Source organism: Amycolatopsis sp. FDAARGOS 1241 (genome assembly GCF_016889705.1).
Classification (GTDB): domain Bacteria; phylum Actinomycetota; class Actinomycetes; order Mycobacteriales; family Pseudonocardiaceae; genus Amycolatopsis.
This window is the reverse complement of the sequence record NZ_CP069526.1, coordinates 3,382,680-3,397,411: the sequence shown is the minus strand read 5'-3', so window position 1 is coordinate 3,397,411 and position 14,732 is coordinate 3,382,680. Positions and strand designations below refer to the sequence as shown.

The 14,732-nt window shown below is 72.5% G+C and carries 14 protein-coding genes and 1 pseudogene; 3 read left to right on the top strand and 12 right to left on the bottom strand.

Features of this window, described 5'->3' with window-relative positions; genetic code table 11:
- Positions 1-68: 68 nt before the first annotated feature.
- From I6J71_RS16680 to I6J71_RS16650, 7 genes and pseudogenes are all read right to left on the bottom strand, one after another.
- A complete protein-coding gene (locus I6J71_RS16680) occupies positions 69-665 on the bottom strand; it encodes a YbaB/EbfC family nucleoid-associated protein (RefSeq protein WP_204095536.1) in 597 nt (198 codons plus the stop codon).
- 289 nt (positions 666-954) lie between these two features.
- Positions 955-1,248: pseudogene (locus tag I6J71_RS48300) on the bottom strand (type VII secretion target); the annotation flags it as partial.
- A gap of 7 nt (positions 1,249-1,255) precedes the next feature.
- Positions 1,256-3,241 (bottom strand): hypothetical protein, encoded by a 1,986-nt coding sequence (locus I6J71_RS16670; RefSeq protein WP_204095534.1) that lies wholly within the window; start codon positions 3,239-3,241, stop codon positions 1,256-1,258.
- 10 nt (positions 3,242-3,251) lie between these two features.
- The gene (locus I6J71_RS16665; RefSeq protein ID WP_239154924.1) at positions 3,252-3,665 is read right to left on the bottom strand and encodes a hypothetical protein; all 414 of its coding nucleotides are present in this window, start codon (positions 3,663-3,665) and stop codon (positions 3,252-3,254) included.
- A gap of 31 nt (positions 3,666-3,696) precedes the next feature.
- A complete protein-coding gene (locus I6J71_RS16660; protein WP_204095533.1) occupies positions 3,697-4,545 on the bottom strand; it encodes an ESX secretion-associated protein EspG in 849 nt (282 codons plus the stop codon).
- Positions 4,546-4,812: 267 nt separating this feature from the next.
- The gene (locus I6J71_RS16655) at positions 4,813-5,742 is read right to left on the bottom strand and encodes a 2-dehydropantoate 2-reductase (RefSeq protein WP_204095532.1); all 930 of its coding nucleotides are present in this window, start codon (positions 5,740-5,742) and stop codon (positions 4,813-4,815) included.
- 52 nt (positions 5,743-5,794) lie between these two features.
- Complete coding sequence (locus I6J71_RS16650) at positions 5,795-6,301, bottom strand: DinB family protein (RefSeq protein ID WP_204095531.1); 507 nt, start codon at positions 6,299-6,301, stop codon at positions 5,795-5,797.
- Positions 6,302-6,583: 282 nt separating this feature from the next.
- Here I6J71_RS16650 and I6J71_RS16645 point away from each other — a divergent pair, with 282 nt between their 5' ends.
- On the top strand, positions 6,584-7,513 hold the full coding sequence (locus I6J71_RS16645; RefSeq protein ID WP_204095530.1) for a hypothetical protein: 930 nt from the start codon (positions 6,584-6,586) through the stop codon (positions 7,511-7,513).
- Between the two features lie 42 nt (positions 7,514-7,555).
- A complete protein-coding gene (locus tag I6J71_RS16640; RefSeq protein ID WP_239154922.1) occupies positions 7,556-8,032 on the top strand; it encodes a DIP1984 family protein in 477 nt (158 codons plus the stop codon).
- A 353-nt stretch (positions 8,033-8,385) separates the two neighbouring features.
- Here the strand turns inward: I6J71_RS16640 and I6J71_RS16635 are convergent, their stop codons facing one another.
- From I6J71_RS16635 to I6J71_RS16615, 5 genes are all read right to left on the bottom strand, one after another.
- Complete coding sequence (locus I6J71_RS16635; protein WP_204095529.1) at positions 8,386-9,069, bottom strand: flavin reductase family protein; 684 nt, start codon at positions 9,067-9,069, stop codon at positions 8,386-8,388.
- Positions 9,070-9,142: 73 nt separating this feature from the next.
- Positions 9,143-9,958: a xanthine dehydrogenase family protein subunit M gene (locus I6J71_RS16630; protein ID WP_204095528.1), complete on the bottom strand. Its 816-nt coding sequence runs from the start codon at positions 9,956-9,958 to the stop codon at positions 9,143-9,145.
- The gene (locus I6J71_RS16625; protein ID WP_204095527.1) at positions 9,955-10,425 is read right to left on the bottom strand and encodes a (2Fe-2S)-binding protein; all 471 of its coding nucleotides are present in this window, start codon (positions 10,423-10,425) and stop codon (positions 9,955-9,957) included. The genes I6J71_RS16630 and I6J71_RS16625 overlap by 4 nt, the downstream gene beginning before the upstream one ends.
- A gap of 1 nt (position 10,426) precedes the next feature.
- The gene (locus I6J71_RS16620) at positions 10,427-12,679 is read right to left on the bottom strand and encodes a xanthine dehydrogenase family protein molybdopterin-binding subunit (RefSeq protein WP_204095526.1); all 2,253 of its coding nucleotides are present in this window, start codon (positions 12,677-12,679) and stop codon (positions 10,427-10,429) included.
- Between the two features lie 84 nt (positions 12,680-12,763).
- Positions 12,764-13,555 (bottom strand): sulfite exporter TauE/SafE family protein, encoded by a 792-nt coding sequence (locus I6J71_RS16615; protein WP_204095525.1) that lies wholly within the window; start codon positions 13,553-13,555, stop codon positions 12,764-12,766.
- A gap of 177 nt (positions 13,556-13,732) precedes the next feature.
- On the opposite strand from I6J71_RS16615, the gene I6J71_RS16610 reads away from it, so the two are divergent.
- Positions 13,733-14,710: a LacI family DNA-binding transcriptional regulator gene (locus I6J71_RS16610; protein WP_204095524.1), complete on the top strand. Its 978-nt coding sequence runs from the start codon at positions 13,733-13,735 to the stop codon at positions 14,708-14,710.
- Positions 14,711-14,732 lie beyond the last annotated feature (22 nt).

Sequence of the window (14,732 nt, the reverse complement as noted above, 5' to 3'; positions counted from 1 at the left end):
CGGCGCAGCTGTGAAGTCATCGATGCCGTGGCGTCAGGCCGGCGGAGCGGCCTGACGCCACGAGGTGATCACCAGGGGTTGTTGTCCTGCTCGTCCGGATCAACCCCACCCGGCCGGCGCGAAGGCGGCGCCGAGGGCGGGGCGGCAGGCGGAGTCGCGCCACCGGCCGGCGGCGGAGTGGCCGCGCCACCCGACGGTGCCGGCGGCACCGGAGGAACCGGAGGAACCGGAGGTGCCGGTTCTTCGCCGGGACCGTCTTCGGGCTCGTCGGGGTCCGGGAAACGGCTGCTGAGGTTGGAAAGCAGCGCGGTGCGGGTTTCCTGGTCCTCGTCGCCGAGGTTCTCGGTCATGACCTCGGCGACGCGCTCGGTGATGCCCGCCTGGGCGCGGCGCATGGTGGTCAGCACCATGCGCGCCAGCTCCTCCGGCGGCATCGTCCGCGTCTTCGACCCGAAGACCAGGTCGGACACCACGCCGTCGGCACCGACGGTGACCTTGACGGTGCCGTCGGGGCTCGACGCCGTGAGGCGCAGCCGTTCCGTTTCCTGCTGGGCGGCCGCGTAGCGCTCGGCCTTGCGGGCGAACCCGGCCGCCCACTCGTCCATCCGCCGGATCGCCTCGTCGGGGTCCCTGATCAGGTCACCCAACCCTCCCGCACTGGTCATGACGCTCGTACTCCTCGATCTGCTTCCTGCTTCGAAACTGCGTGTGGCGCCGGGCCGCTCAGCCGCCCGGCGCCACGATCAGGGCCGGTCCCTACTCGGTGACCGTGCCGATGCGGAACGACGACGGGTCCGCCGCCGGCTCCTGAACCGTCGTGCCGATGCGGAACCGCGACGGGTCGACGCCGGACGAGTCGCCCGCCGAGGTGCCCACGCTGGCGCGCCGCAGAGTCGCCGGCTCGCCGTCACTCGAGAGGCCCGCCGCGTCGTCGCTGTTGCTGAGCGACCGCAGGAAGGGCTGGGCCTGGGACTCATCACGGTCGCGATAGCCCTGCGCCGCCGTGCGGACGTTGTCCGCCGTCGTCTGCATGCCCTCGGCCGCGGCGCTCACCGTGTCCTTGGCCTGCTGTCCCGTCGGGTTCACGATCGGCGGGAGGAACGCGCAGAGCAGGCCGTACGCGTCATCGCTCAACGCGTAGTCCGCCGCCTGCACCGCGTTGTTCAGCCGGTCGGTGAGACCGTCGAGGTGGCTGGCGTGCGCCACCAGCTCGTCGGGCTCGACTTCGAATCCGCTGCCGCTCGTCATCGCCGCCTCACTTCCAGTCCTTGTTCTTCCAGTCGCCGATCACCGGAGGTGCGACGACCTCGTCGGCGGCGAAGAAGCTCGGGTCGTCCGACTCCACGTAGTCGGCCGTCTTGTGCTCCTTGTCCTCCTGGCCCTTGCCGCCACCCCGGCCGGCCGCACCCATGCCGCCCATGCCGGGCGAACCGGCCGCGCCCTTGGCACCGGCCGCACCGGCACCGCCGCGGGCGGCGAGCTCCTCCTCAGCCGTGGCGCCGGTACCGCTCGCAGCACCCGACGCGGCGCCCGAACCACCGAGACCGGCGCCCTTGATGCCGCCGCCACCGCCGATCCCACCACCGCCACCGCCGAGGCGGCTGCTGATGCTCTCGCCGTTGACACCACCACCGCGGCCGATGGTCGGGATCTTGCCCGAGCCCCCGCCGAGGCCGCCGCTCGAACCACCGAGCGAACTGCCGCTGACTCCGGTGCCCGGGTTGAACGGCGGCGGTGTGAAGCCGGCGCCCGAACCCGAGCCACCACCCAGGCCGCTGCCCCCGGGACCGCCGGGCACGTTCAGCGGAGGCGGGTTGAAGCCCGAACCACCGCCAAGACCGCCGCCACCCGGGCCGTCCGGAACGTTCAGTGGAGGCGGTGTGAAGCTCGAGGCCTTCGTGGTGTCGTCGCCACCACCGCCGCCGAATCCGCCGGTACCGACGCCTCCGCCCCCGCCGAACCCGCTGCCGTTCGGGCCGTCGGGCACGTTGAGCGGAGGCGGAGTGAAGCCCGAACCGCCCCCTGCGCCGCCACCGGCACCGCCGCCCGCTCCGGAGCCGGAGAAGCCACTGCCCCCGGGACCGTCCGGCACGTTGAGCGGCGGCGGGGTGAAGCCCGCACCACCACCGGCACCACCTCCGGTCCCGCCGGCACCGCCCCCGGCAGCACCGGCACCGCCCCCGGCAGCACCGGCACCGCCACCAGCGCCACCACCGAGCGCACCGCCACCGAGCGCACCGCCACCAGGGCCGCCGCCGGCCGAGAACGCGTCGGCCCCACCGGCGCCACCGGCTCCCCCGCCCGCACCACCGGCACCGCCCGCGCCGCCGCCGGCGCCACCCGCACCGCCGCCGGCCCCACCGGCGCCGGCGGAGCCCGGCAGCTTCGGCGGCGCGGCGAACTGCGGCGTCACGACGGCCGCGCCGATCGTGTTGTCGTACTGCGTCATGATCTGGGCCGCCTGGCCTCGCGCGGCCTGCTGCTCCGTGTAGGTCGCCATGGCCTTCCCCGCCGCGGCGGCGTACTCGGCGGGGTCGGTGATCTGTTGGAGCTGCTGGTTGGCCTGCTGCAGGTCGAACTGCACGGGCGGATTGGCCGCCATCGCGATCTGCGTCTCGTTCAGCGCCTGGGAGTGGATCTCCTGCTGCCGGCCGGTGAGGGTCGCGCCCTGGGCCGTGGTGCCGAGCCACTTGCCGACGTTCGCGAGGTGCTCGCGCGCGGCGTCACCGCCCGCGCCCTGCCAGTTCGAGGTGCTCGCGCTGATCGCCTTCGCCAGGTTCTGCTGGTGCGTCGCCAGCTCATTGCCGACGCGCACCCACTCTTCCGATGACTCGGCGACCTTCGCCGAGTCGGCCTGCTGCGTGATCGCCTGCACCATCTGCTCGTGCGTCGCCTGCGACCAGTCGGTCGTCGGGGCGCCGCCGGTCTGGCGGATCTGCAGGCCGTCGTTGAGGCCGCCCTTCGACTCCACGAGCTTCTGCTCGTAGAGGTCCTGGATCTTGTCGTTGCGCGTCTTCGGGTCGACGGTGGGGCCGAGCCAGCCGTTGGCGATCTCGTCGTCGATCTCCTTGGTCGCCTCGGCGCGGATCTGATCACCGGAGGCGACGTCGTCCGGCTTGACCGGGCCGACGTAGTACTTGGACGACGAATCGGCCGTCACGTCGTAGTAGGGGCTGTGCGGGTCGTAGTCCGGCGACGACGGGTCGGAAACCGTCGAGGTGGACGAGTCGGTCGTTGACACGGGGTCCTCCTCAGGAAAGCTCGTCGACGGGGAGCTGCTTCAGCGAGTCGCGGGACGCGGAGTCGCTGTCGCGGTAGTTCTGCTTGGCCAGCTTGATCGCCTCGACGTACGTCGGGAACTCCTGCTTCGCCGCCTGCAGCTGCGTCAGCAGCCCTTGCGCGTCGCTGGCCGTGTTGAGCATGTGGTTCGCCACCCACTTGCCGGTGGCCGTCTCGGACATCAACGGGCTCTGGCCCAGTTTCTGCAGAGCGTCCCACCGCGACTGAAGGGTGTCGATCACACCCTCGAGCGATTCGATCATCTGGTTGCCGGTGGTGTCGTCCACCGCGAAACTGCCGGACTCCGCCAGCTGCTTGAGCGCGGTTCCGGACAGGCGCGGGGTCAGTTCGCGCGTCGCCGGGACCGGCGTCGTGTCGTCGGCCATCGGGCTCCCTCCTCGTTCTTCCGCGCGCTCGTCAGTAGACGGCGGCGATGGCGTGTTGCACGGCGCGGGCCACCTCGGACCGCCCTGCGGGGACGTACTGCGCGCTCAGCTCACCGGACGCGCCCGTGGTGGTGTGGACCAGGTAGCGGCCGTCTGCGGTGTCGAGCCAGCTCAACGGATCGGCGGCCAGCCGCTCGCCCCGCCGGCTGATGCCGGAGACGGTGATGTGCCCGCCGCCGAGCCGCGGCGCGGCCAGCACGCGTTCGAGCACCTCGGTGCTGCCTTCCGACCGCCGCACGCGGGGGTCCGGGCGCCGCGGCTGGACGGTGCCGCGCACCTCGATCATCCCGAATGCGTCGGTCTCTTCTTCGTCCTCCGCCGCTTCGGCCATCCGCCGGGCCGTCATCGCCGACACCGAGCGCGTCGCCTCGCGGCGGACGGTGTGGGTGCCGGTGGACGCCGGGCGGGCCGGCGGCAGCACGCCGGTGACGACCTCGACGAAGTTCTCGTCCGCGAAGAGGGAGAAGAGGAGTTCGTCCGTGAGGGGGTCCTGCGTGATCCCGAGCGCCTGCCGGCCGTCGGTGAGCGCGAGCACCGCGATATCTGCGCCGACACCGTCGATCCCGGTCACCGCCACGGAAACCCGCGGCCGGGCGAGCAACCCGAACGCCGTGCGAACGTGGGGGTTGAGCTCACCGTGCACGGAGAGCCTGCGGTCCTCCATCGCGCGGTAGACCTGCGTCGCCACGCGGACGAAGCGCACCGGATCCGAAGGCACCGTCCCGATCCGCAACGGGTACTGGCGGATGTCCCCGCCGGTTGCCTGGCCGACCACTAGAGCTTCGACGACGTCGAGAACGAACTCGAACCTGTCCGCCATACCCGAGAGCATCCTTCCGCAAGGCGGGTCGTGCACGGCCTGGGGCCGCGGTCCGGACACCAGTGCCAAAACCGGCGCTGATGTCACTGATCGGAGCCTAGCAGTCCTGGTGTGGCGGGAAATCACCACTCGAACCGGTGCCCGAAAGACCATTCGTCCGTGTCACGCCGGGCACGACCTTCGCGCCCGTCCGCCTCTGTCACGTGCGCCGCCACCGATCCGGTTCACCGGAGTCCGGGAAATTTTCGGCGGGCGCCGAACCGCGGTTCAGCCGAGGCGCGACTGGTACACGCGCAGGTTGAGCCGCACGAGTTCGAGCAGCGGCACGGAGACGCCGAGCGCGTGGGCGCGGTCGACGAGGTCGCCGAAGATCTGCTCGCCTTCCACGGGTCGGCCGGAAGTGAGGTCCCGGTACAACGACGGCGCACGGGGCGAGCCGATCTCGGTGACGGTCGCGCGGGCGTTCTCGAGCGCGGGCGCCGCCACGGGGTGGCCGGCCGCCTCCGCGACAGCTGCGCACTCGGCGACGACGGCGTCGGCGAAGGCGATCCCGCCGGGCTGCCCGGCGACGTCGCCGACGGTGCCGCGCATGAGCGCGGTCACCGCGCCGATCGACGCGATGAAGGCCCACTTCGCCCACATCTGCGACGTGATGTCCGGTGCCAGCGCCGTGGGGAAGCCGGCGTCCGAGAGCAGTGCGTGCACGTCGGCGAGCTCGGGCGGGGCCGACTCGCTGCGGGCGCCGTAGGTGAGCGACTGCATGTCGACGAGCCGCCGGATGTCACCGGAACCGTCCACAGTGGTCGCGACGATCGCGACGCCGCCGAGTACACGCTCCTCGCCGAAGCGCGCGGTGAGCACGTCGACGTGGCGCATGCCGTTGAGCACGGGCAGCACGAGGGTGCGCGGGCCGACGGCCGGCGCCACGTCCGCGGCGGCCTGCTCGAGCCCGGCCGCCTTGACCGTGAACAGCACGAGGTCGTAGGGCCCGGTCAGCCGGTCCGCTTCGACGAGGTTCGGCGTCAGCACCGTCTCCTCGCCGAGGCCCGTGATGCGCAGGCCGCGCTCCGCCAGGAGCTTCGCCCGCCGCGGGCGCACCAGGAACGTCACGTCGCGCCCGGCCTGGTGCAGCCGGCCGCCGAAGAACCCGCCGGTCGCACCGGCGCCCACCACGAGGATCCGCTTCCCGCTCGCCATCGCGCCGACACTAGGCCCCTGACTTTCCTTACACAAGTCAGAGTCCGCCTTCTCACACCCCGGTCACCCCGTCGACCCCCTCGCGCAGGAAGTCGGCGTGGCCGTTGTGGCGCGCGTATTCGTGGATCAGGTGCAGCATCACCAGCCGCAGCGACACGTCCTCACCCCAGCGTGCGTTGTGGACGACGACGTCGAGCGACTCGGCCGCCGCCTCGATCCGCCGCGAGTGCGCCACCTCCTCCTGCCACGCGGCGAACGCCTCCGCGCGCGTCGACTCGGTCGCGTCGTAGGCGACCTGGAAGTCGCCGTCGGGCGACCAGACGAGCGGGACGTCCTCGCCGTCGACTACCCGGCGGAACCACGTGCGCTCGACCTCGGCGAGGTGCCGCACCAGCCCCAGCAGCGACAGCGTGGACGGCGGCATCGAGCGCTGCCGCAGCTGCTCGTCGGACAGGCCGTCGCACTTCATCGCGAGCGTCGCGCGGTGGAAGTCCAGGAACGCCCGCAGCATCTCCCGCTCCCCCGCGATCGACGGCGGCCCGATCCGCTCCGTCGCCATGGTTCCCCCTTCGCCGTGGCCACTGCTGCCGCCGCTCAGGCTACCGGCGCGCCGGGTTGCTCCGGCAACGCAGTAGCGGGCGGCGCGGGCGTCCTCCCGTCCCGTGTGGACCGTTCACCGCGGGCCGACCGGACGGCGGGCCGCCAGGAACAGCCGGGGCGCCGAACCGGACGAACCCGGACGTGGCGATCATCAGCGCGAGCGCCGCGGCGGCGAAGCAACACACAGGAAACGAACAGGCGAAAACCGCTGCAACCCAAGCGTTCCGCACGTTGTCCAGACATGGCACGGGCTCTCGGATGGACGCTGGCCGCCGCTGGTCTCACCGCGACGGTCCTCACCACGGCGATCGCGGTCACCGCGAGTGCCCGGCACGACACCCCGGTCGCGGCCGTGGTTCCGGCGTCCCCGCCGACCTCCTCGGACCCGCCGAGCAGCAGCGAGCCACCGACGCCGACCCCGGCCACCCCGCTGCCGGACCCGGCGGAGGTGGCGGACGAGGTGACCGACGCCGCCACCGCCGCGTCGAAGGGCACGCAGGTGGGGCTCGTGGTCTACGACGAGAAGACGGGCAAGACGATCGCGGAGACCGATCCCGACCAGCCGCACTACACGGCTTCGGTGGTCAAACTGCTGATCGCGCTCGACTCGCTCTACGACGACGGCACGTGGCGGGTCCCGGAAGGCGAGGACGCGCAGGACCTCACCGACATGCTCGCCGGCAGCGACGACGCCATCGCCTCCAAGCTGTGGGAAGAAGGCGGCGACACGGCGGTCATCGGCCGGATGACCGACCTCATCGGACTGTCGCACACACTAGAGCCGACCGAGCCCGGCGAGTGGGGCATGACGAAGATGAGTCCCGAGGACGTCGTCACCACCTACCGCTACCTCGAGAACACCGTCCCCGCCGCCACGGCACAGCCGTTGCTCACCGCGCTCGCCGACGCCCGCCAGCCCGCCGACGACGGCTACCCCCAGTACTTCGGCATCCCCGACGGGCTGCCCGGTTCGACGTGGGAGATCAAGCAGTGCTGGATGATCCGGCGGTCCGCACTCGTGCTCAACACCACCGGCATCGTCGACTCGCGGTACGTGGTGGTGCTCTTCACGCAGCAGCGGGCCGGCACTTCGTCGGCGAAGGGCCGCGCCACGGTGACGGCGGGGATCAAGGCACTGGCACCGGCTCTCGCCGCGTGGACGGCGGATTGAAAATCGGTGGCCCGCGGTGATCTTGCCGGTTACCGTCGAGGCATGAGAGAGGAGATGAAGCTCGCGGAAGCCCTGGCGCTGCGTGCCGACGCGACCAAGCGGATCGAGCAGCTGCGCACGCGGATCGTGGCGAGCGCGCGTTACCAAGAGGGTGAAGAGCCGGCCGAGAACGCCGCCGACCTGCTCACGGAAGCCGGCACCACCCTCGACGAACTCGAGGACCTGATCCGGCGTATCAACCGCACCAACGCGCAAACCCCGCTGGGCGACGGCAGCGTCACGGACGCTCTGGCCCGCCGCGACGCGCTCCGCCTGCGCCACTCCGTCCTCACGGCCGCCGCCGACGCCGCGTCCGGCCGCGGGCACGGCATCGCGCGCCAGCTGCGGTCCGAACTGCGCCAGCTGGCCGCCCTCCCCGTGGCCGAACTGCGCGACCGCGCCGACCGCGTCGCCCTGGACCTGCGCACCCTCGACGTCGACATCCAGCGCACCAACTGGGAAGCCGACCTGCTGCCCTGAGTCTCCCGGCGCGGAAGCCGGTAACCACCCCGAGCGAACGCGAGCACACACCGAGGGCCGGCGGTCATTCCGGCCCACCTCCTGGCGCGTGGCGGGCAACGCGGGGGTTCGATTCCCCAGGGACAGCGCAGCCCAGCACGGCGCACAGGTGACGGTGTACGTGGCACAACTCATCACCGCGTGCTGGTTCGTCCGGGATGGTGAGGGTGGGTCAGGGGAACTTCCGCGCCCGGCGACCGCCGGGGTGGTGTTCTGGTTGCCGAACCGGGACACCACCCCGGCAATTTTGTCTGTTGTGGACATTCTCATCGGATTCCGGTCAGCTGAGGTCCATCGCGTCGTCAGCGGAGCGCTCAGGCGCCGATCCTCCTGGCTCGGTCGATGTCCGGCCCCCGGTACAGGCGCTCCGGGATCCGGGCCAACGTCGATTCGTGCACCTGCGGCCCCAGGCCGTACAGCTTCTGGAAGCTCATGATCAGCGGCCGCCACGCGTCGGGGTCGATGTGGTCGGGCGCGTCGGTCCGGCGGATGGCGTCGTGCACCAGGACGCGCTGGACGCGGACTTCCAGGCCCAGGACGGAGCCGGACTGGGCGGGGTCGTCGGTGGCGAACGGGTGGGTGGCTTCGAGGACGGCTTCCAGGGCGACGGGGCATTCGGCGACCCGCGGGGGCGCGACGGTTCCGGACGGAACGGCCGTGAAGCCCGCGCGGCCGAACTTGTCCGCGACGTGGAAGTAGCCGCGCCTCGTCTTGCCCGGTGGGACGGGGTCGGAGCCGGTGGTGAAGGCGAGCCGGTCGACGGCCGGTGCGAGGTCGGCCGAGGGGAGGTTCAGGACGCATTCGCGCGTGCGCAGCAGGTTCGCCGTCGTCTTGGAGCGGGCGCCCAGGCCGAGCATGGCGCGCCAGCCGAGCCAGAAGGCCGACGACATGGGTGCCAGGTTCGCCGAACCGTCCTCATTGGTCGTCGAGATCAGCACGACCGGAGTGCCGAAGTAGAGGATGCCGGGCTCGATGGGAGTGTGCGGGGAAACGTTCACCTCGCCAGTCTGCGCAGGGGCGAACGCACCGGCTGGCGGGAAACGGACGTCGTGATCCCGCCAGCCGGAGCGATCAGGCGATGCCGGCCGCCAGCAGGGCGCGGCGGGTCAGCACACGCGCCAGGTGCCGCCGGTACTCGGCCGACGCGTGGGGCTCGTCGGGCGGGGAGGTGTCCTGCGCCGCCAGCGCCGCCGCCTCGTCCGCCGAGGCGCCGTCCGCCAGGGCCTTCTCCGTCGCGGCCGCCCGCAGCGGCGTGCCACCCAGGTTGATCAGGCCCACGGACCGGCCGACGACGGCCACGCCGACGATCGCCCAGTCGATGGAGCGGCGCGTGAACTTCTCGAAGCCCCACCCGAGACCGGCCTGGCTCGGCAACCGGATCTCGCTCAGCAGCTCGTCGGGTTCCAGCGGCGTGGTGAACGGACCGAGGAAGAACTCGGCCGCGGGGATCCGCCGCTCCCCTGCGGGGCCGCGGGCGACGAGCGTGCCGCCCGACGCGAGGACCACGGCGGGCAGGTCGGCCGCCGCGTCGGCGTGCACGAGCGAACCGCCGAGCGTGCCGCGGTGGCGCACCTGGGGGTCACCGACCGCACCCGACGCGTGCGCCACCAGCGGCGCGTGCTCGGCGAGCACGGGGTCGCCGTGCAGGTCGTGGTAGCGCGACAGGGCACCGATCACGACCTCGTCGCCGTCGAGGCGCACGAACTTCAGCTCGTCCAGCGGCCCGATGTCCACCACGACCTCCGGCGCCGCGAACCGCAGCTTCATCAGCGGCAGCAGCGAATGCCCGCCGGCCAGGACCTTGGCATCGTCGCCGTGCTCGGCCAGCACGGCCAGCGCCTCGTCCACAGTGGACACCCGGCGGTAGGCGAACTCGGCGGGGATCACCGGTCCACCTCCTGCCCGGAGGCCTCGACCACGGCGCTCACGATGTTGTGGTAACCTGTGCAGCGGCACAGGTTGCCCTCGAGCGCTTCCCGCACCTCGCGCCGCGTCGGCTTCGGGTTCTCCTTCAGCAACGACACCGACGCCATCATCATGCCCGGGGTGCAGAACCCGCACTGCAGGCCGTGCTGCTCGCGGAACGCACGCTGCACGGGGTGCAGCTCGCCGTCCGCGCCGGCCAGACCCTCCACTGTGGTCACTTCGTGCCCGTCCGCCTGCGCGGCCAGCACGGTGCACGACTTCACCGACTCGCCGTCGAACAGCACGGTGCACGCGCCGCACGACGTGGTGTCGCAGCCGACGTTGGTGCCCGTCAGCCCGGCCGTGTCGCGCAGGTAGTGCACCAGCAGCGTCCGGTCGGGCACCTCACTGGCCACGGTCCTTCCGTTGACCTCTATGGAGACCCGCACGTCAGTTCGCCTTCCTCGCGTCGTTCAGGGCCGTCCACACCCGCATCGGGGTGGTCGGCATGTCCAGGTGCCGCACGCCGTACGGGGCGAGCGCGTCGACCACGGCGTTGTGCACGGCCGGCGTCGACCCGATCGTTGCCGCCTCGCCGATGCCCTTGACCCCCAGCAGGTTCCGGGTCGTGGGTGTCTCCATCTCCACGAGCTCGAAATCGGGCAGCTCGGTCGCGGTCACGAACGAGTAGTCCGCGAGCGTCGCCGTGGTCGGGTTGCCGTCTTCGTCGTAGTTCACGACCTCCAGCAGCGCCTGAGCGACGCCCTGGCCGAGGCCGCCGTGGCGCTGGCCGCGGAACGTCAGCGGGTTCACCACCGGCCCCGCGTCGTCGAGCGCGATCACGCGCCGCACCTCGACCTTGCCCGTCTCCGTGTCGACCTCGACGACCGCGAGGTGCGCGCCGAACGGGAACGTCGGCTTGCCGTCGCCGAACCACACGTCGGCCGACAGCGTCCCGCCCTCGGCCGCGGACACCACCCGGGCCCAGTCGAGCGTGACGCTCGCCGGCGCGCCGCGCACCTGCCAGACGCCGCGGTCGGTGTCGAGCTCCAGGTCCTCTGGCGCCGCTTCAAGCAGGTCGGCCGCGAGTTCGCGGGCCTGCTCCACCACGGCGTCGGCCGCCTGCCGGATGGCCGAACCGCCCAGCTGCAGCGACCGCGAGCCGAACGTGCCGACCGCCCGCGGCACGTCGTCGGTGTCGCCGTGCTTCACGGTGATCTTCTCGATCGGCACGCCGAGCCGGTCCGACAGCAGCATCGCCAGCGACGTCGCCAGGCCCTGGCCGTGGGGCGAGCTGCCCGTGTACGCGGTGACCGAGCCGTCGGCGTGGAGGTCGACGCGGCCGCTCTCACCGCCGGCGTCGCCGCCCGTGATCTCGACGTACGCTGCGATCCCGAGACCCAACGCCACCGGATCACCCGCGGCGCGGCGGGTTTCCTGCTCCGCGCGCAGCTCGGCGTAGCCCGCCGCTTCGAGCACCCCGTCGAGCGCGGCCGCGTACTCACCCGTGTCGTAGTCCCCGCCGGTCTTGGTGGTGTACGGGAACTCCTCGGGCCGGATGAAGTTGATGCGCCGCACCTCGGCGGGATCCATCCCGATCTCCGCGGCGAACAGGTCCATCGCGCGTTCGACCGCGGCCGTCGCCTCGGGCCGGCCGGCCCCGCGGTACGCCGCGATCGGCGTGGTGTTCGTGACGACCGCCCGGCTCCGGGTCTGCACGACCGGGAACCGGTAGACGCCCGGCGCCATCAGCTCCGTCAGCGTCGGGAGAAAGAGGCTGCGCGGATAGGCGCCCGCGTCCTGCACGACCTCGAGCCGGTACGCCAGCACGGTGCCATCGCGCTTGCCGCCGATGGTCACCGTGTTCTGCTGCGCGCGCCCGTGGGTCATCGCGGTCAGGTTCTCGCTGCGCGACTCGACCCACCGCACCGGCCGTTCGACGCGCCGCGCGGCCCAGCCGAGCAGGCTCGCTTCCGGGTCCGCGCCGATCTTCGCACCGAAGCCGCCGCCGACGTCCGGCGTGATCACGCGCACCTGTTCTTCGGGCAGCCCCAGCGCGCTCGCGACGGTGGTCCGGGCGATCTGGGCGTTCTGCGTCGACAGCCACAGTGTGAGCCGGCCGTCTTCGCCCCAGGCCACGGACGCGCCGCGCACCTCGAGCGGAGCGGGCGCCACGCGCGGGTTGAGGATCGTCTGCGTCACCACCACGTCGCAGCCGGCGAACACGGCGTCGTCGAGGTCCCCCTCGCCGGTCACCTGCACGACGTTGCCACCGGGGAACAGCTCGGTTTCGCCTGACAGCGCGGCGTCGATGCTCGCCACCGCGTCGAGCGGGTCGTAGTCGACGTCCACCAGCTCCGCCGCGTCGGCCAGTTGGTAGCGCTCTTCGGTGAGCACCAGCGCGACGGGTTCGCCGACGTAGCGCACGACGTCGGTGGCGAGGAACGGTTCGGGGACGGGCCCGGCCTCGTGCGGGGCGAGGTCGAGGTCCGCCGCGGTGAAGACGGCGACGACGCCCGGCGCCTGTTTCGCCTCTTCCACGTCGATGCCGGTGATGCGCGCGTGGGCGATCGGGCTGCGCACGAAGACCGCGTGGAGCGCGCCGGTGAGCGCCGCCTCCCGCAAGTCGTCGACGTACGTTCCGCCCGAGGTGATCAGCTTCTCGTCCTCTACACGCACCACACGGGTGCCGACAATGCTCATCTGGCCTCCTGCTCGGGATACCCCGCGATCATGCCCTTTGAGGCACTCGCGCGTCATCCCCGTGGGGCAACGGTTCCGCCGCGATCAGCCGGCGAACGCTTCGCGGGCCAGCGCGACCGCGAGCGCCAGCCCGCCGAGGGCGATCGCGATGCGCAGGGGTGTCGCGGGAAGATACCGGACCAGCACCGAGCCCAGCCAGGAACCCACCACCGAACCGAGGCACACGGCGAGGGCCGCCGGCCACAACACCCGGCCGGTGAAGGAGAAGACCACCGCGGCGACCAGGTTCGCCGTGCCCGTCGCGATGTTCTTCGCCGCGTTCGTGCGGGCCAGCGACTGTGTCCACACGGTCGTGAGCAGCGCGAGCATCAGCACCCCCGCCGCCGCGCCGAAGTAGCCGCCGTAGACGCCGACCAGGAACGCGGCCGCGCCGGTGCCCGGGCCGATCCCGTGCCGCTCCGAGCCTTCCGTGCCTTCCGAGCCTTCCGTGCCTTCTGCCAACCGGCGCAACCGCGGACCCGCCATCAGCACCAGCGACGCGCCACCGATCAGCCACGGCACCACGACCGTGAACGCGTCGGCCGGCGTCAGCAGCAGCACGAGCCCACCGCACGCGCCGCCCGCGGTGGTGATGAGGCACAGCGGCAGCAGCCGGCGCCACTGCCCGGTGAGCTCCGGGCGCGCTCCCGCGGCCGCGCCCGCGGTGGTGCCGAGCATTGCGACGGTGTTGGTCATGTTCGCGACGACCGGCGGCATTCCGGCGGCGAGCAACGCGGGGTACGACACGAGCGAGGCGAGCCCGGCCGTCGCGCCGACGAGGCCGGCCCCGACTCCGGCGAGCAGGAGGAGGGCGAGCTCGCCCGCGTCGATGATCACGCGGACATGAGAACACGCGGCGGAGCGTCACCGTATAGGTTGTTATACATGTCACGTCCGGCGGAACGGACACCGCCGAACGGACGCCCGGCCGGGGCCCCGAACACGGGTAATTTTGGAAGAGAGGCCGCCAGCCCGGACGACGGCGCCCGGTGGACGGGCTCCGCGGGAGGACCTATGCGCGTCACGATCGCCGAGGTCGCCCGCCGCGCGCGGGTGAGCAAGACGACCGTGTCCCGGGTGCTCAACAACAAGTCCGACGTGGACGCCGCGACCGCCGTACGCGTGCGCGAGGTCATCGCCGCCACCGGGTACATCCCGAGCGCCGGCGCGGTCGGGCTGGCGAAGGGCCGCACCGGGCTGGTCGGTGTCCTCGTGCCCGGACTGTCGCCGCCGGGCATGGGCGAGGTGCTGCAGGCGATCGCCGACGCCGTCGAAGCGAACGACCACGGCCTGCTGCTGGGCACCACGAATCGCGGCGAGGAGTCGCTCGAGCGCTTCGGGCACCAGGTGCGGGCGCGCGCGTTCGACGGGCTGCTGCTGGTCGCTCCCCCGCCCGCCGTCACGGACCTCGACGCGCTGCGCGATTCGGACCTGCCCGTGGTCGTGGTCGACGGGACGCACCCCACGCTGGCGTCGGTCTCCGCGGACGACCCCGCCGGCGCGGCCGCCGTGGCCCGCCATTTCCTGGCGCGCGGCCGGCGGCGCGTCGCCGTGGTGACCGGCCCGGCCGCGGTCACCGGCCGCCGGCTCGCGGGCTTCCGCGCGGCACTGGCCGAAACCGGGATGCCACTGGGCGAACCCGCCGTGACCGAAGCCGACCTCACCGTGGCGGGCGGGCGGCTGGCCGTGCGCAGACTCCTCGCCGCCGGCCTCGGCTTCGACGCGGTGTTCGCGTGCGACGACGCCCTGGCCGCCGGAGTGCTGACCGGTCTGCGCGAAGCGGGCCGCGCGGTCCCGGAGACGGTCGCCGTGGCCGGGTTCGGCGACACCCCGCTCGCCGAGGTCATGGGACTCACGACCGTCCGCCGGCCACTGCGCGCCCTCGGTGAAACCGCGGCGCGCAAGCTCCTCGACCGGCTTACCGGCGGCGCGCCGCTGGGCGGGACGACGGTGCTGCCGAGCGAGCTCGTGGTGCGCGAATCGGCGCCCTGACTCCGGTGGGTTGGTGTCCACC